At 63.9% G+C, this 17,024-nt stretch carries 15 protein-coding genes; 14 read left to right on the top strand and 1 reads right to left on the bottom strand.

Annotated features, from left to right (window positions below; genetic code table 11):
- Positions 1–95 precede the first annotated feature (95 nt).
- Positions 96–1,016 carry an NADP-dependent oxidoreductase gene (locus ACH488_RS20735; RefSeq protein WP_397326466.1) on the top strand — a complete coding sequence of 307 codons (921 nt, stop codon included), beginning with the start codon at positions 96–98 and terminating at the stop codon, positions 1,014–1,016.
- Positions 1,017–1,089: 73 nt separating this feature from the next.
- Positions 1,090–1,323: a DUF6480 family protein gene (locus ACH488_RS20730; protein ID WP_397326465.1), complete on the top strand. Its 234-nt coding sequence runs from the start codon at positions 1,090–1,092 to the stop codon at positions 1,321–1,323.
- Positions 1,324–1,327: 4 nt separating this feature from the next.
- Here the strand turns inward: ACH488_RS20730 and ACH488_RS20725 are convergent, their stop codons facing one another.
- Complete coding sequence (locus ACH488_RS20725; RefSeq protein WP_397326464.1) at positions 1,328–2,887, bottom strand: glycoside hydrolase family 32 protein; 1,560 nt, start codon at positions 2,885–2,887, stop codon at positions 1,328–1,330.
- Between the two features lie 317 nt (positions 2,888–3,204).
- Here ACH488_RS20725 and ACH488_RS20720 point away from each other — a divergent pair, with 317 nt between their 5' ends.
- From ACH488_RS20720 to ACH488_RS20665, 12 genes are all read left to right on the top strand, one after another.
- The gene (locus ACH488_RS20720) at positions 3,205–4,641 is read left to right on the top strand and encodes a GH32 C-terminal domain-containing protein (RefSeq protein ID WP_397326463.1); all 1,437 of its coding nucleotides are present in this window, start codon (positions 3,205–3,207) and stop codon (positions 4,639–4,641) included.
- 48 nt (positions 4,642–4,689) lie between these two features.
- A complete protein-coding gene (locus ACH488_RS20715) occupies positions 4,690–6,027 on the top strand; it encodes an ABC transporter substrate-binding protein (protein WP_397326462.1) in 1,338 nt (445 codons plus the stop codon).
- A gap of 64 nt (positions 6,028–6,091) precedes the next feature.
- The gene (locus ACH488_RS20710; protein WP_397326461.1) at positions 6,092–6,973 is read left to right on the top strand and encodes a carbohydrate ABC transporter permease; all 882 of its coding nucleotides are present in this window, start codon (positions 6,092–6,094) and stop codon (positions 6,971–6,973) included.
- A complete protein-coding gene (locus ACH488_RS20705; RefSeq protein WP_397326460.1) occupies positions 6,970–7,875 on the top strand; it encodes a carbohydrate ABC transporter permease in 906 nt (301 codons plus the stop codon). The genes ACH488_RS20710 and ACH488_RS20705 overlap by 4 nt, the downstream gene beginning before the upstream one ends.
- 38 nt (positions 7,876–7,913) lie before the next feature.
- Positions 7,914–8,990, top strand: coding sequence for a LacI family DNA-binding transcriptional regulator (locus ACH488_RS20700; RefSeq protein ID WP_397326459.1), 1,077 nt, complete (start codon positions 7,914–7,916; stop codon positions 8,988–8,990).
- Between the two features lie 520 nt (positions 8,991–9,510).
- The gene (locus ACH488_RS20695) at positions 9,511–10,914 is read left to right on the top strand and encodes an MFS transporter (RefSeq protein WP_397326458.1); all 1,404 of its coding nucleotides are present in this window, start codon (positions 9,511–9,513) and stop codon (positions 10,912–10,914) included.
- The gene (locus tag ACH488_RS20690) at positions 10,904–12,178 is read left to right on the top strand and encodes an alpha-L-fucosidase (protein ID WP_397326457.1); all 1,275 of its coding nucleotides are present in this window, start codon (positions 10,904–10,906) and stop codon (positions 12,176–12,178) included. Before ACH488_RS20695 ends, ACH488_RS20690 begins: the two co-directional genes overlap by 11 nt.
- Positions 12,179–12,382: 204 nt before the next feature.
- On the top strand, positions 12,383–13,990 hold the full coding sequence (locus ACH488_RS20685; protein WP_397326456.1) for an HNH endonuclease: 1,608 nt from the start codon (positions 12,383–12,385) through the stop codon (positions 13,988–13,990).
- A gap of 249 nt (positions 13,991–14,239) precedes the next feature.
- Positions 14,240–14,794 (top strand): RNA polymerase sigma factor, encoded by a 555-nt coding sequence (locus ACH488_RS20680; protein ID WP_397326455.1) that lies wholly within the window; start codon positions 14,240–14,242, stop codon positions 14,792–14,794.
- Entirely contained in the window at positions 14,791–15,591 is an 801-nt protein-coding gene (locus tag ACH488_RS20675) for a hypothetical protein (protein ID WP_397326454.1), read from the top strand. The genes ACH488_RS20680 and ACH488_RS20675 overlap by 4 nt, the downstream gene beginning before the upstream one ends.
- 38 nt (positions 15,592–15,629) lie before the next feature.
- Positions 15,630–16,055 carry a CoA-binding protein gene (locus ACH488_RS20670; protein ID WP_397326453.1) on the top strand — a complete coding sequence of 142 codons (426 nt, stop codon included), beginning with the start codon at positions 15,630–15,632 and terminating at the stop codon, positions 16,053–16,055.
- A gap of 114 nt (positions 16,056–16,169) precedes the next feature.
- Complete coding sequence (locus tag ACH488_RS20665; RefSeq protein WP_397326452.1) at positions 16,170–17,003, top strand: polysaccharide deacetylase family protein; 834 nt, start codon at positions 16,170–16,172, stop codon at positions 17,001–17,003.
- The last annotated feature ends 21 nt before the right edge of the window (positions 17,004–17,024 follow it).

The following is a 17,024-nucleotide window of genomic DNA, read 5'->3' as shown; positions in this document are numbered from 1 at the left end:
TGCGGGCCCACTGCCCATCAGTCAAAACAGAAGTACGAGACACACATCAAGCATCCCCGCTAAAGAGCCCGGGTTTTAGGAGACACGCCCTAACCATGAAGGCGATTACTTACAGCAAGTACGGAAACCCTGACGTCCTCCAGCTGACAGAGCAGCCGAAGCCGAAGGTCGCGCCGGGAATGGTGTTGGTCAAAGTCAAGGCCGCTGCCGTGAACCCGGTGGACTGGAAGATCATGGCCGGATACCTCGACCCTGTCATTGACCTCCAGTTCCCGGCGATCCCCGGGTGGGACGTCGCCGGAGTGGTGGAGTCGGTGGGTATTGACGCCAGGCAGTTCCAGCCGGGTGATGAGGTCATCGCCTATGGCAGGAAGGACTATGTGCACGGTGGCAGCTTTGCCGAGTACATCGCCTTGCCGGAGCGGCTCCTGGCCCGTAAGCCGAAGTCGCTGGACTGGAATGAATCAGCCGGTCTCCCCCTGGCAGGCTTGACTGCATTCCAAGTCCTCAGGCGCTTGAGCGTGAAGACAGGCGAGACTGTCCTCATCCATGGCGGCTCAGGCGGCGTCGGTTCCCTGGGCATCCAGATTGCCGCGGCGATGGGTGCCAAGGTCATCGCTACGGCGTCGGAGAAGAACCACGAGTTCCTGGGTTCCCTGGGCGCCGAACCCGTCACGTACGGCGACGGCCTCGCTGACCGGGTACGCGAGCTGCGCCCCGGTGGCGTGGACGTTGTGGCCGACTTCGTGGGTGGCAACCTGGAAACCACGCTGCAGGTACTGTCCGACGGCGGCCGGCACGCCTCCATCGCGGACAGCGACGTGGAAGAGCACGGTGGAACCTGGATGTGGGTGAGTCCCATAGGTGCCGAGCTCCAGGAGCTCGCGGACCTGGTGGATGGGACGGACCTCCGCGTGGAAGTTGCCAAGGTTCTTCCTTTGGCTGAGGCGGCGGACGCCTTCAGGCTCAACATGGAAGGCCATACGCGGGGGAAGATCGTGGTCTCCATGGACTGATCCGGGTTTTGACCCCGCCGCGGATGGGTACGGGAAACATAAGCCGTGCCCATCCGCGACCGAGGGAGCAACCATGTCAGGTACCAACCCGGATCCGTACGAGGACAACATCACTGGCCTGGAGCCCGGCGGCGGAGTTCCTCCGGGGGAGACGCCTCCCGGGGAAGCTTCCACCGCCGGACCCCAAGGCCATGACGAACACGGAACCAAGAAGATCACACAGGTGTTCTGGATCGCCGTGATCGGCATCGTTGTATTGCTGTCCTTGCTCTACTTCATCGGCTACATCGTGGGCTTCTTCGACTAGCCGTTTAGATCGGGTTCCCGAACTCGCGGATGGTGATTCCCGTGAAGGTCGCGGGGCCGCCGTCGGAGTACAAAGAGATCCCCGTATCGCCCTCTGCAAAGTGGACCTGCTGAGAAACCACAGTGTGCCCGGCGTTGATGAAGACCTCCACGCTTTGGGTGTCCACGAAGATGCGAAGGTGCACGGAGCGGGCATTGGCGTCGATCGGTGCGGCCGCGCGCGTGTACGGCACCAAGGAGTAGCCGGCCAGGTCGGAGGGTGCCCGGTCCACATAGAGGTCTCCGCCGTATTTGCCAATGTTCGTGTGGCGGGAACCGTCCGCTGAGCGCCCCACGGATACTCCCACATTCGCCGCCGTGTCCCAGGCAACGTCGAGTTCCAGTTCGTAGGCCCGCCCGCTCCACGGCAGGACATAACTGCCGTTGACGGCCTGGTTGGGGAGGGTGGTGGTGGCCGTGACGTACCCGGCCAGGGCGGCCACTGGTCTGCTGAGCAGTGAATACCAACCGCCGTCTTGGCGCTCCAAAGTGAGCTCGCGCGTGATGGAGTTCTGTCCGTTGTAGCCGTCCGACAGGTCCGTCGGCACGTCGCGGGCGGCGTATTTCCAGTTGTTCATCCACGCCGTGGCAAGCCGCTTGGTTTCGGGTGCTTCCACGGACGGCCACGTCACTGCGGCGTACCAGTCCCAGCCCCAGTCGAGCCACTGCGGAGTGAGGTTGTCGGCAAGGAACGCTGTGCCGTTCCAGGTTCCCGTCCAGTACGCGTAGGTCATGGGCAGCCCCACGCTGTAGGCGTCCATGCTGGCTGCGAAGACCCAGTGCCGCGTGCCGTCGCCGGCCGTCATCTCGAACAGGTCCGGACACTCGATTCCGCCCAGCGCGTGGTTGGGGTAGTCGAAGTTGGATTTCCACTGCCAATCCCGCAGGTTCGGCGAAGTATAGAAAGCCGCGTACCTGGCCCGGCCGATCACGCACACCCACTCGCCGCGCACGGCGTCCCAATGGATCTTGGGGTCGCGGAACCACTCGGCGTTGTCGATCTCGGCCTGGGTGGTCGCCGTTCGGCCGTCCGTGTTCACGATCACCGGGTCCGGCAGGGGAGTGAAGGTGAACCCGCCGTCCGTGGACCAATACAGGTATTGCTCCTGATACTTGCGGATGCCGTCGGTCGGCTTGGTGGCCAGTACGACGACGGCTCCCGCACCAAAGCCCGCCGTGTTGGCCGTGTCCACCACGCCCGAGCCGGACCACACGGGAAAGTTCGGCTGGAGCGGCAACACGGCTCCGTGGTGGTTGAAGGAGACACCGTCCGCGGTGGTGGCGTGGTCCCAGCCGCCCTGGCCGTTGTTGATGCTGGAGTGCAGGTAGTAGAGCTGGTAGGCGCCGTTGGTGTAGACGGGTCTTTGCGGATCGCACAACCAGCCCGTGGGCGGGGTCATGTGGTAGACGGCCCGCAGGGATGGCGAAGCGTGGGCCGCGCTGCTTGCAGCGCCACCCATGAGCAGGGCCAAAGCTCCGGCTCCGGTGCCTTGCAGGACTGTTCGTCGGGAAAATTCGAGCGTCATGAAGCGGTTTCCTCTCAAGCATTCATTGGTTGAGAACGCGATGGCAGCACGGACACAGAGGTGCGTCCGGGCACGCCAAAGTGCGCCATCAAAGGGGCTGGAGTTACTTCGTCCGGTGGCCGTAACCCACTGCGCCCGCTCGGCGTCGAAGGGCGTGGGTGTGCCACCGGTAGCAAGGACCCTAGCGGGCAAGGAGCGGAGTGGTCAAGCGTTTTAGCGGATCAAAAATTACTTTTGCTAAAACGCTTGACCAAGAACTGACCCAAGAGCTACCTTCGTGGTGATCAAACGCTTTAGCAGAATGGACATCAGCGCAGATGAAACGCTCAGTCTTCTTCCAACCCGGCGATGGCTGGGTTGGCGACCTCATCCCCTTCGAGAAGGACGGGGAGTTCTGGCTCTTCTACCTCCACGACGTACGCACTGACCCCAAACCAGGTACGTCCTGGAACCTCGTGACCACCAAGGACCTCACCCAGTTCGAATATCACGGAGTCGCCTTGCCGCATGGCAGCGAGGACGACGCGGACTTCAACGCCTACACCGGCAGCGTAGTGGTGGACGACGACGGCACCCACCACTTGTTCTACACAGGCCAGAACCCGGGAAACCTGGGTGCGGACGGTGCGCCTCTCCAGCTGGTTATGCACGCCACCAGCGGCGACGGTATGCGGAGCTGGACGAAGCATCTGGAGCACACTTTCGGCGCTCCCGAAGGGTACGAATCCGGCGATTGGCGCGACCCTTTCGTGTTCCGCGACGAGGCCAAGTCCCAATGGCGAATGCTGATTGCCGCGCGCCACGCAACAGGACCAGACCGTCGTCGGGGTGTGATCGCCCAGTGCGTTTCCACCGACCTCGTGACCTGGCACTACACGGAGCCGTTCTGGGATCCGCGCCGCTACATCACGCACGAATGCCCGGAGGTCTTCCCCTGGGGCGAGTGGTGGTACATGGTGTATTCCGAATTCTCCGAGACCTTCACCACGCGCTACCGCATGGCCAAGAGCCCTGACGGCCCGTGGACAGTGCCGGAGCTGGACAGCATCGACGGCCGCGCCTTCTACGCCTCCAAGTCCGCGGGCCGTGATGATCGCCGCTTCTTCTTTGGCTGGATCGCCAGCAAGGAAGGAAACCGCGACGACGGCGCCTGGCAGTGGGCGGGTACCATGTCCGTCCTCGAAGCCCGGCAGAATCCGGACGGCACCTTGGGATTCGGTTTCGCCGACGAACTCGTGGACAGCTTCTGGGAAGACGTGCCCACTTCGCTCTCCACCCAAATCCCGGCATCGCTGGACGTGCCGGACAGCTACGCGGCCATCGTCTCCGACGTAGAACTGCCCAACCAGTTCTACGCGAAAGCCGTCTTCGACATCGCGCCGAACACCACCGAATGCGGGCTCCTGCTTCGCGCAAACCACGACGGCGACGAGTCCTACGTCCTGCGCCTGGAACCCAAGCGCAACCGACTGGTCTTCGACCGCTGGCCCCGCGAGGTTACCGGCGACGCGCAGTGGCACGTCTCGGGAGACGTCCCCTACGACGTCGAACTGGAGCGCCCGTGCCAGCTCGCCCCGGGCGAGCACACGCTTGAGGTCATCGTCGACGGCGATCTGTGCGTCGCCGTCGTCGATCGCCAGGTTGCGCTGAGCGCAAGGATCTATGACCGCCCGACGGGTCGCATCGGCGTCTTCGCCGGTGAGGGATCCGCCGTCGTCACCGAATTCGAAGTCCGTCAACGCACTGAAAACTGACCATCCCCAACCCCAACCCCCCAACCCAATCGAGGGAGACAAGTCCCCATGAAGAAACTATTCCGGGCCGCGGCAGTCGCGGCGGCAGCAACACTGGCTCTGACGGCCTGCGGCGGCGGCGGGAACGCCAGCAGCCCAGCTGATGTGAATCCCACCGGCGAGATCAAGCCACGCGAGATTTCCTGGCTGCTGTCCAGGCCCGCCGACGGCGCCGTCATCAACATCATGAAGAAGCTCGCCGACGACTACGCCAAGGACCACCCCGGGTTCTCGCTGAACCTCATCACCACCCCGGACCGTCCGTCCTACATCCAGAAGCTCGAAACCCTGGCCGCGGCCAACAAGCTGCCGGAACTGTTCGATACCGACGCCACGCCGTTCGCCCAGCAATTGGCCAAGCAGGGCAAGATGCTCGACGCGGACAAGCTGCTCAAGTCCCTGGGCCTGTACGAGGACTACCGTCCGGGCGCCTTGGACTACCAGCGGTTCGACGACGGCTCGCTGTACATGATCCCGTTCCAGTTCGAGCTGGAATTCGTTTGGTACAACAAGGCGCTGCTGGAGAAGGCCGGCGTATCCGTACCGAAGTCGCTCGATGACATTCCTGCCATGTGCACGGCGCTGCGGTCGGCCGGCATCACGCCGATCGCCATCGACGGCCAGGACCAGTGGCCGCTGGAACGCTACGTCGCCTACCAGCCCTTCCGCGAGGCCGGCCCGGACTTCGTCCAGAAGCTGAAGAAGGGCGAGGCGTCCTTCAAGGATGCCGCCGGACAGAAGACCGTGAACTGGATGGCTGAACTGGGCAAGGCCAAGTGCTTCCAGGACGGATTCTCCGCCCAGGGCTACTCCGACGCGCAGAACCAGTTCACGTCCGGACAGGCCGCGATGTACAACATCGGCACCTGGGAGCTGCCAAGCCTGGCCACGGACAAGCTGAATCCGGCAGTCCGGGACGACGTGGATTTCTTCACCCTGCCAACCACAGCGAATTCGGTGACGGCCGCGAACGAGTTCGTCTCGCCGTCGGGCATTGGCATGGCCGTCAACGCCAAAACCTACGATCCGCTGGTGAGCGACTTCCTGAAGTTTGCGCTGCAGAAGTACCCCAGCGAGTACGCGGCAACGGGAGCACTCTCGCCCACCACCAACGTGCAGACCGCTGTTCCGGCCAACGCCACCCCGCTGTACAAGAAGGCCCTGGATGCGGCCAACAACCTCGGTTCCAAGCAGGCCATGCCGTGGGACACCCAGCTGGACCCCACCACCAACGGCCGGCTCCAGCAGGAACTCGTCCTCCTGGTCCAGGGCAACATCACCCCTGAGCAGTTCACCAGCACCATGGACGAGACCATCAAGCAGAACGCACCGAAGTTCTTCAAATAAGCGGTTCTTCACGTAGATCCCAGTGGCGGGGGATCGGCAGGTCCCCCGCCCGAAAGGCCCAGAAATGCTACCCAACAGATCAAAGACATCCGTCCTGGTCTTCCTGCTCCCGCCGCTGTTCCTGTACGGCGCCGCAGTGCTCTTCCCGATCCTCCAGTCCCTGTTCCTGAGCTTCTTCTCGTGGAACGGCATCAGCGACATGGAGTTCGTCGGCCTCGCCAACTATGTGCGAATGCTGACCGCCGATGACATCTTTTGGCGTTCGTTCGGCAACGCACTCATCTACCTGGCCATCTGCCTGGTGCTGCAGCTCGGCGGTGCGCTCGTGGTGGCCAGCCTGTTGACGTCGCTGACCCGGGGCCGGGAGCTCATCAAGACCCTCTACCTTCTTCCCGCAGTCATCTCCACGGTGGCCATCGCGTTCCTCTTTGTGCGGATCTACTCGATCGATCCCGTCGGCCTGCTCAACCAGTTGCTGCACTGGATCGGGCTCGGTTCATTGGAGCGCGCTTGGCTTTCCGACGTGAACACCGTCCTCGCGGCCGTTTCCGCTCCTGAAGGCTGGAGGTTCACCGGCCTCTACATGCTGATCATCTACGCGGCCTTGATCGCCGTGCCCAAGGAACTCGAAGAAGCCGCGGTCCTGGATGGCGCCTCCAAATGGACGCTGTTCACCAAGATCCGCTTCCCCTACATCCGCCCCGTCTGGATCACCACCACCATCATGGCCACGACGTACGGCCTGCGCGGCTTTGATATCCCATACCTCATGACCAACGGTGGCCCCGGCCAATCCTCCGAACTGCTCACCACGTACATGTATAAGACAGCCTTCACCAGTACCGATTTCGGCTATGCCAGCACCATCTCCGTCTTCATCGTGATCGAGTGCCTCGTCGCCGTCGGCCTCATCCTGTTCATGCTCAAGCGGAAGGCTGACTCATGATCGCCCAAACAGCACCTGCCACTCCGCGGACCCCCATCCGGCCCCCGGCGACCGTCATCAAGCGCCGCCGCCGGAAGCCCAACGTGTACCGCACTCTTTCGCGGGTCCTGATCTCACTGATCGTCATCGTCCAGGTCTACCCCCTGGCCTGGCTGTTCCTGACCAGTCTCCGGACTGAGCACGACTTCGCCACGGGAGACCCGTTTGCGCTTCCCGGGGCCTGGACGTGGGACAACTACGTGCGGGCCTTCGAGACAGGGGACCTCGGCCGGAACATCCTCAACAGCTTCATCGTCACCATGGGCGCCAACCTGCTGATCGTCCTGTTCGGCATGATGGCCGCCTACGCCATCCAGGTCCTCGGCTTCCGGCTGAGCAAGTTCGTGCGGGGCCTGTTCCTGATCGGCATCATCGTGCCCGTCCAGATCGCCCTGGTCCCGCTGTTTATCGACTACTCCGCGGTGAACCTGCTGGACACCTACCAATCGATGATTATTCCCTTGGCCGGCTTCGCGTTGCCCATGTCCATCTACCTGTTCTCGTCCTTCTTCGAGTACATCCCGCGGGAAACCTACGAGGCCGCTTCCCTGGACGGTGCCGGCCCGTACCGGATCTTCGGCCTCATCACCTTGCCGCTGTCCCTCAACACCGTGGTCACCGTGGTGCTGGTCAACAGCATCTTCATCTGGAACGACTTCATCTTCGCCAACACGTTCGTCCTGTCCGAGGAGCTCAAGACCATCCCGCTCGGCCTGCAGAACTACATCGGCGCCATGGGCAAGGTTGACTGGACCGCCACGTTCGCGGCTGTCTGCGTGACCATCACCCCGTTGCTCCTGGTGTTCCTTGTCTTGAACAAAGCCATGATCCAGGGCCTGGAGAGCGGGGCGAGCAAGGGATGAGCGCCCCGGCTGATGGATATACTCCTGATGGAGGGCAGATGATTTCGCAGGAGAAAGATCCAGGCACGCCGGCGACCCCCGACGCTCCTGTCGGAACAAGCCGAGCACATCCGGTGACCCTCCGCGAAGTAGCCGAAGCGGCAGGCGTTTCCACTGCCACGGTCTCCCTGGTCATCAACAAAAAGAAGAACGCGCGGATCGCTGACGAGACCCGCCAACGCGTCAAGGACGCCATCCAGCACCTTGGTTACCGCCCCAATGCCATGGCCAAGACCCTGGTCAGCGGCACCTCCAAGTTCATCGGACTCGTGGCAGACGGCGTCGCCACCACCCCCTTTGCCGGCCAGATCATCCACGGCGCCCAAGATGAGGCCTGGAAGCACGGGTACGCCCTGCTGATCGCCAACACCGAGGGCAACCAGGACCTGGAAAACGACGCGATCAACATGATGCTCGAATACAAGGTCCGCGGGATCCTGTACTCCACGTGGTTCCACCGGACCACGGACATTCCGGAAACCCTGCGCGAGGCCGACTTTGTGCTGGTCAACTGCTTTTCCCCGGAAACCCCGGCCCGTGCGGTGGTTCCGAACGAAGCCCAGGGTGGACAGTCGGCTACGGACATCCTGATCCGCGGCGGCCACCGGCGTATCGCCTTCATCAACGCCACCACTCCGGCTCCTGCCCGCGACGGCAGGCTTGAGGGCTACAAGTCAGCCCTCGAAGCCGCGGGTATTCCCTTCGATCCGACCTTGGTACTGGAGGCTTTCCCGGACCAGGAAGGCGGCTACGGTGCCACCAAGGAGCTGCTGAAGCACGACATCACGGCCGTGTACTGCTACAACGACCGGATGGCCATGGGCCTTTACGACGGACTGCGCGAGAACGGCCTGTCCATCCCGGACGACATCGCCGTGGTGGGGTTCGACAACCAGGAAGTCATCGCCGCGCACCTGCGCCCGCCCCTGTCCACGGTTTCGTTGCCGCACTATGAATTGGGGGCCGCCGGCGTGCGTCTCCTGCTCGGCCTCGACCAGGCGCCCGCCGATTCGGCGTTGAAGATCGAATGCCCGGCCGTGGAACGCGCCTCCGTGGCGGTGCCGTCGAAAGCCTAGGCGACCCGGACACACTTGATTAAAGCCCGACGGCGGCTGGTCGCGTGAGGCGACCAGCCGCCGTCGTACTTCCCTTCAGTTGCACCGCGCTTACTCGGGCAGCGGGCCTCCGAACGTTGGGTCCGGGTGTGGAGGAGGAGTTGCCGGGCCGGGATCCGGAATCGGCAGCGGTCCGGGCTCCGGACCCGGGTCCGGCATGGGCGGCGGGAACGGTTGCGTCGGATCCGGGGGCGGCTGCCCGGGCCCCGGCTCGGTGGGTGGCTGCGTAGGCCCGGGCTCGGGCGGGAACGGATCGGGTTCGTGCTGTGGAGGAAGGGTCATCATCACTCCTTTGAACTCGGATAATCAGGTGGCTGACTGAAGGGTCCAGCCTACGCTCCCTCCGCGTCTGAGGCCATGGTTCCGGAAGCCCGGGCCCCTGCTTGCTGAAGGCCTTGACCCTTCACCGGCTGGCGGCTGATGCTGGACGTACCGCGCTTTTCACCCAGGGGGACACTCGCATGCATAGGGGCCGGAACGAATGACCGAGCAGACAGCCAACGTTGACCTCTCCCTGCGCAGCCCGGCCCAGCGATCCCGCACCTTCACAGGAATCCTGGTCAACACAGCAGCGGCCAACATCACCACCAGCTACCTCTGGTTTGCCCTGACGTTTTGGGTGTATTTGGAGACCCGCAACGTCATAGCCACCGGCGTGGTTGGCGGGGCGTACATGCTGTTGATCGCCGTTTCAAGCATCAGCTTCGGGACGTTCGTGGACCGCTACCGCAAGCTCGTCGTGATGCGGTTCGCGGCTGCCTTCACACTGCTGATGTTCACGATTTCCGGGGTGGTGTTCCTGCTGGTTCCCACCGCAGCCTTGCTCGACCTCGGCCAGCCATGGTTCTGGGCGTTCACCCTGATCATCCTGGTGGGTGCAGTGGTGGAGAACATGCGCAACATCGCCCTCTCCACCACCGTAACCATCCTCATTGAACCGGACCGCCGGGCCAACGCGAACGGTTTGGTTGGCATGGTGCAGGGGCTCATGTTCATCGTCACGTCGGTGCTGTCCGGCCTGTCCGTGGGGCTCGTGGGCATGGGCTGGACCATCGTGATCGCCCTGGTCCTTACGGCGCTCGCGTACGCACATCTCCTCACCCTGCGAATGCCCGAAGAACTGCGACCGGCTGTTACGGACGCCAAAGGCAGCTTCGACCTCCGCGGTTCCTACGCTGCCGTGGTGGCAATTTCGGGGTTGTTCGCGCTCATCATCTTCTCCACGTTCAACAACTTCGTGGGCGGGGTCTACATGGCCCTCATGGATCCCTACGGCTTGGAAATGTTCCCCGTTGAGCTGTGGGGGACGTTCTTTGCGGTCGCGGCGACGGGGTTCATCATCGGCGGCGCCCTGGTGGGCAAGTTCGGCTTGGGCGCCAATCCCTTGCGGACCATGCTCATCGCCGTGGCCGTCATGGGTGTGCTGGGAGCGCTGTTCACCATCCGCGAGTGGCCGTGGCTCTACATCGCCGGGATCTGGCTTTACCTGACCCTGGTGCCGATCGTCGAGGCCGCCGAGCAGACCGTGATCCAGCAAGTGGTTCCGTTGCCCCGGCAAGGCAGGGTGTTCGGGTTCGCCATGGCCTTCGAGTCGGCGGCAGCCCCGATAACTGCCTTCCTCATTGCCCCCATTGCCCAGTTCTGGATCATTCCCTACGCGCGGTCCGAATCAGGGGCTGCGCAGCTGGAACCGCTGCTGGGTGAGGGCACGTCGCGCGGGATAGCCCTGGTGTTCCTGGTTGCCGGGGTCATCATGATTCTTGCCGCGCTGTTCGCATTCCTCACTCCGGTGTACCGGCGGGTTTCAGCGTCGTACAAGGAGAAGGCCGCCGAAGAGGCGGCTGCTGAGTCGACCACCGCTGAGGCGACTGCCGATGAAGGCTAGCCCCGCGCAGCTTCGCTGGCAGCAACTCGAGTTCGGCATCTTCATCCACTTCGGTATCAACACCTTCGCGGGTAAGGAATGGAGCGACGGCACTGTTCCGGCTTCCCTCTTCAACCCGGTGGATTTCGACGCCGGAAGCTGGGTCCGAGTGGCCAAGGAAGCAGGCGCGAGGTACCTGATCCTCACCGCAAAGCACCACGACGGTTTCTGCTTGTGGCCCACCTCGACCACGGACTACTCCGTCGCCTCCTCGCCGTGGCTCTCCGGGCAGGGAGACGTGGTGCGCGCCGTTTCTGAGGCGTGTGCTGCCGCAGGTTTGGGCTTTGGTGTGTACCTCTCGCCGTGGGATCGGAACGCGGCTTGCTATGGCGATCCTGAGGCCTACGATTCCTTTTACGCCCGGCAACTCACCGAGCTTTGCACCAGCTACGGACCACTCATGGAGCTCTGGTTCGACGGCGCCGGCTCGGTGGGCCGGTCCTACGATTGGGATCGCATCATGGCGGTGGTGCATGAACACCAGCCCGACGCCATGATCTTCAACATGGGCCAACCGACCATTCGCTGGGTGGGCAACGAGAACGGACTCGCCGCGGACCCCGTGCAGTATGTGGTGGATCAGACCGCCGACAGCCAATACACCGAATCGAGTTCCTCCCTTTCCGCCCGTTACCTTCCGCCCGAGTGCGACGTTTCCCTCCGGCGCGGCTGGTTCTGGCATCCTGACGACGAGCCCAAATCCACCGAACACCTCCTCGCCATCCACCATCAGTCCATCGGAATGGGGGCGAACCTTTTGCTCAACCTCCCGCCGGACACGCACGGACTCATTCCTGTGGAGGACAAGACCCGGCTGCGTGAATGGAAGGCCGAGTTGGACCGACGCCTGTCCGGGGCGGTGGAGGCGACGCTGGAACAGCACCCTGGCTCGGTGACCATGCGCTTCCCGGAGCCGGTCACGTTCAATTACGTCGAGCTGGTGGAGGACCTCAGTTCCGGACAGCGGATCACCCACCACAGCATCATGCACGACGGCGGTGCCCGCGACGGCGGCGCCCGCGACGCCGGGGCACTCGCCACCGGGCTTACGGTCGGGAACCGTCGGCTCCACCAGGTTCCTGTCACCACTGCCGGCAGTCTGCGGGTGGTCTTGTCCGGATCAGGGGCCGCGTTGGCGTCGGCGCGTGTCTACACCGGCGCACTGGACGCTGGCATCCCACGGATTCCGGAGGGCTACGAGGCGCCTACGGATGCGCCGGAGTAGCGTGCCCTGGCCGGTGTCTGGGTCAGCGCTGCACACGACGTTTTCGCGCGTCCGGGAGGGCTAGTCCGCTGGCTCACGCCCGGCTAAGACTTCGTTAGTTTCTGCTGCCCTTGTGGAGGAACAGTAAGGAGGGAGCTCTCGAGGCTATCCACATAGGGCAACCGTGGCCTTATTCCGGCGTTCCTGCGCTGGAAGAGTGGGGGTATGGACGGGTTTTCGGTGGGGCAGGATGGTGGCGTTGGTGACGCTGCTGCCTCCGGTTATGCGTCTGTGGAACGCCCCCTGGCGGTGGGCTCGTCGATTGCGGATTTGATCGCAGTTGTTAGTGCGCTTGAGTCCGCGGGCGACAGCGGGGCGTTGGTTGATCAGTTGCGGGGGTTGGAGGATTTGAAGTCGGCGGTTTCGGCGGCGCAGGCGAGGGTGGCTGTGGCGTTTGATCTGGCCCAACGCAGGGAGCAGGCCGCGGCGGGGGTTCCGGCCTCGGAGCGGGGTAGGGGTGTGGGGGCGCAGGTGGCATTGGCGCGGCGTGAGTCCCCGAACAAGGGGGCCCGGTTGTTGGGGTTGGCGAAAGCACTCGTGACGGAGATGCCACGGACGTTGGCTGCGTTGGAGACCGGGCAGTTGAACGAGTGGCGCGCAACGTTGCTGGTCCGGGAAACCGCGTGCCTGTCGGTGGAGGACCGGTGCGCGGTGGATGAGGAGCTGGCCGCGGACACGGGCACGTTCGAGGGTGCCGGGGACCGGCGGATTGTGGCGTTGGTGAAGGCTGCGGCGTATCGGCGGGACCCGGCCTCGGTGACCCGGCGGGCGGCGTATGCGGTGAATGAGCGGAACGTGGGGTTGCGTCCGGCGCCGGACACGATGACGTACCTGACGGCGTTGTTGCCTGTGGCGCAGGGGGTGGCGGCGTACGCGGCGCTCACCCGGGCCGCGGGCCCGGCCCGCTCCCAAGGTGATGCCCGGTCCAAGGGCCAGGTCATGGCCGATACCTTGGTGGAGCGGCTCACCGGAACCCCCGGCGGGATCGCAGGGGTGCACGTGGAACTGGTCATGACCGACCGGGCCCTGCTGCAGGGCGATAGCGAACCGGCACGGTTGAAAGGCTACGGCATCGTCCCGGCCGGCTGGGCGAGGGAGCTGATCAAGCATGGGGCGGGCAGCGAGAAAGCCGGCACCCAGCCGGTGAGCGGCCAGACCGGCTCCCAGCCGGTGGGTAAACACTCGGTGCGTGCGACGGGTGCAGGTGATGCGTCGGGCCTTAGTCCGGATTTCGACGTCTGGATCCGGCGGCTCTACACGGCGCCGGGAACCAACGAGTTGATGGCCACCGATTCGCGGGCGAGGTTGTTCCCGCCCGGGATGCGTCGGTTTATCGAGACCCGTGATGACACGTGCCGCACACCGTACTGCGACGCGCCCATCCGCCACTACGACCACGTCCTGGCCTGGCACGCCGGTGGGAAGACTTCCCTGGAGAACGGCGCAGGGCTGTGCGAGGCATGCAACCACACCAAAGAACACCCCGGCTGGAACGCCAAGCAAAGTGATCACGGGTTCTACGTCGGCCAAACGCTCCAGGGAGGTCAGCCGGGCGGGCTACCAGTACAGCCAGCCCGGACATTCGTAATACAAACACCCACGGGCCACCGATACGCCTCCAACGCCCCTCAGCTACCAGGGACCCTCGTCGGTCGCCTCGAGCCCGGAACGGGGATGACGTCCGGGCCTTCCGAAACCCCAAGAGGGAGCCCCTCGCAGACCTCAGGGAAAGCCCGCGAAAAAACTTTTCAAAAAAGTTCGTACCCCGCGTAACCCTTTGGCGTCCCCCAACGATTACCTCTTTGAAAGGGCCGAGCTGGAATTTGTCCCCCATCATGTTCCAGCTCGGCTCTTCTTTCGTCTCAAGGCGGTCTTCGGATTCAACGGAGATTTCCGGAAGACATGCAGGGTGTCCTTTGGGCCGCCCGGCAGAGCAGATAACCTAGGTGAGGTTGTGCGCCCATCGATGGCGGACAGCTTGGCTGAAAGCCGCGGACCTGCCACCGATCGAAAGTCTCTTCTGTGACCGACGCATTGACCGATGAAGCGCTGCACGCGCTGAAGGGCAATAACGCGGAACTGTTCAGCGCCGTTTACCAGGCCTACGCGGGACAGGTCCTCGGTTACTTGACGGCCAAGGGTGTACCCGATCCCGAAGCCGTCACCCAGGACGTGTTCCTGGCCGTCCTGCCAAGGCTTGATGATCTCAGCGGTGGGGTCAGCGGGCTGCGGACTTTCGTCTTTTCGGTGGCGCATGCCCGCATGGTTGACGAGCATCGGAAGCAAAGCCGGGCTCCCGAGCAGCACGAGTTCGAGGCTGAACGGGACACCCGTGCCTCGGAGTCTGCCGAGTCGGCGGCCATGGAACTGCTGGGCCCCGGCGAAGTCCTTAAGCTTCTGGACGGCTTGGGAGAGGACCATCGGGAGGTCCTTGCCCTCCGAATTGTCGCGGGACTGACGGTGGAACAGGTTGCCGACATCATGGGGAAATCGGCCGGAGCAGTTAAGCAGCTGCAACGGCGGGCATTGATCACGCTCCGTGAGCACTCGGTGGTAAAGGAATACGTGTCGCCATGACATACAAGGATTTGGAACGCAGGGCTCTGGTTGACGAGCTCCTGCTTGACGCCGACCTGGACGGCGACTCCGATCTTCGGACAGCACTGCTTTCCATGGGCTCGTACGCCAGCCTTCCGGCGCCCACGCCGAACGCCGAACTCGCAGCGATGTTGGCCGGTCCCCATGACGAATTGAGCAAGCGGCGCTGGAAGCGCAAGCATCGTGCCGCCGTCGTAAGCGTTGCCGTGGCGGCTGCCATGGGACTTGGCGTCAGCGGCGTAGCGGCGGCGAGCTCCGGTTTCACGCGCCATCCGGCCTTCATCGATGAACTCTTCGGAAACCTGGCACCGCATGCGACGGCCGCTCCGACAGCGCTGCCCATCCCGGATGCCCCGAAGGTGGCCACGGAGGAGGGCCGTCAGGTGGACCCGGCGGCGATTCCGGCTCCAGGGATCACGAAAGACCCCGTGCCCACAACGGCACCGGCCCCAGCCGTTCCGGCTCAAAGCACTCCTGCAGCGAACACCGCTGCCCAGGCCCCGGCCGCCCAGCCGGTAACCCCAAACATCGAGGCGACCCAGAACGCAGCGGCCAAACCCCTCGAGGCAAAGCCAAGCAACCCGGCCGCCAAGCCCGGCCCGGTCAAGCCCAGCAAACCGGCCAAACCGGAGCGGGATGCACAGGACAAGAAGCAAGGCAACGGCCACACTAAAGCCAACGCCGACGGACAAAGTCAGGACGGGGACGAACCTGTTGGTCGCCTGCCCTCCTTCATGGACAAGCTGAAGGAGTGGCTCACGCCGTCAACGCGCTGATCCGCGGCCCGGCCACGAGTCACAGGTAGGCTGGAACGATGATGCAGGTCAACGACCCGGCCGTCGTGGAGCGGTTGATGCGGACAAAAGGCACATGGGCCATTGTGGGCCTCAGCAACAACGAGTGGCGTTCGGCCTTCGATGTTGCGCTCTACGTTCGGGACAAGATGGGCATGGCCATCATCCCGGTAAACCTCAAGGGCGAGGAAGTCCACGGCGAAAAGGGCTATAAGACCCTCGCCGACATCCCTGCCGAACAGCACCCTATCGACGTCGTGGATTGCTTCGTCAATTCCGAGCGCGTCGGCGCGGTCATAGACCAAGCGATTGCGGTGGGCGCCAAGGCCGTCTGGCTCCAGTTGGGCGTGTTCGACGACGCCGCTTGCCAACGCGCGCGGGATGCCGGACTCGATGTGGTGGTCAACTCCTGCCCGGCGCGCGAAGGCTGGCACTACGGCTTGTAAAGGGCGCGCCGATTCTCCTGCTAATCTGCGACTGAATCATTCCTTAGTCCATGGGGGACAGCCGTGTGTGAGCAGCATTCTGCGGTGCAATTTTCCGCGCCCAGCAGGCGGGCCATGTTGGGAGTACTTGGCGCATCGGTGGTCGCCGGACTGACGGCGTGCAGCGTCGGTGAAAGTACGACGACGGGGCTGCCGCCGGCTACGCCAACTGCCTCGCCTGACCTGCCCGCCGGCAATGGTGCCCTGGCCGCGGGTGGTGAGATCCCGACGTCGTCCGCTCCTTCTCCGACGCCGACTCAGCCAGCCACCAAGCGGATCCGCCGCACGTTCATCCCGGACTACCAGTTGCCGCCGATTGTCGGTGGCTTGGCCCCGGTGATCACCAAGATTCCCACGCAGCATCCAGTAGTGTTCCTGACCATCGACGACGGCAACATCAAGACGCCGGAGTCGGTGAAACTCATGGCCGAGTATGACTACCCTGCGTCGCTGTTCCTTACGCGGGATACGATCGCCGACAACCCGGCATTCTTCAAAGCCTTCCAAGCGCAGGGCAGCCTGGTGGAAAACCACACGGTAAGCCACAACATCAACATGGTGCGGCAGTGGGGCTACCAGCAGCAGCTCAATGACATGGTGGGGATGCAGGACTACGCCGCGCAGCAGTACGGTCGCAAGCCCACGCTGTTCCGTCCGCCGGGAGGCGCTTACTCCAACGTGATGCGGCAGGCTGTCGCGGCCGCGGGCATGAAGGCGATCGTCACCTGGGAAGCCAAGGCGAACGCCGGCAAGATGGACTACCAGGTGGGAAATGCGCTGCGGCCCGGCGACATTGTGCTCATGCACTTCCGGGCGGAATTCGCCGCCGACCTCGCCGCGTTCCGTGCAGCCCAGCTCGCTGCGGGCTTGGAAGTGGTGCTGCTGGAGGACTTCCTGGGCGTCGCCTAAGGGTGCGCACGGACGGGCTAG

Source organism: Paenarthrobacter sp. NPDC018779 (genome assembly GCF_044391085.1).
Lineage (GTDB): Bacteria > Actinomycetota > Actinomycetes > Actinomycetales > Micrococcaceae > Arthrobacter.
The sequence above is the reverse complement of the archived record's forward strand: the minus strand, read 5'-3'. Positions and strand labels throughout refer to the sequence as shown.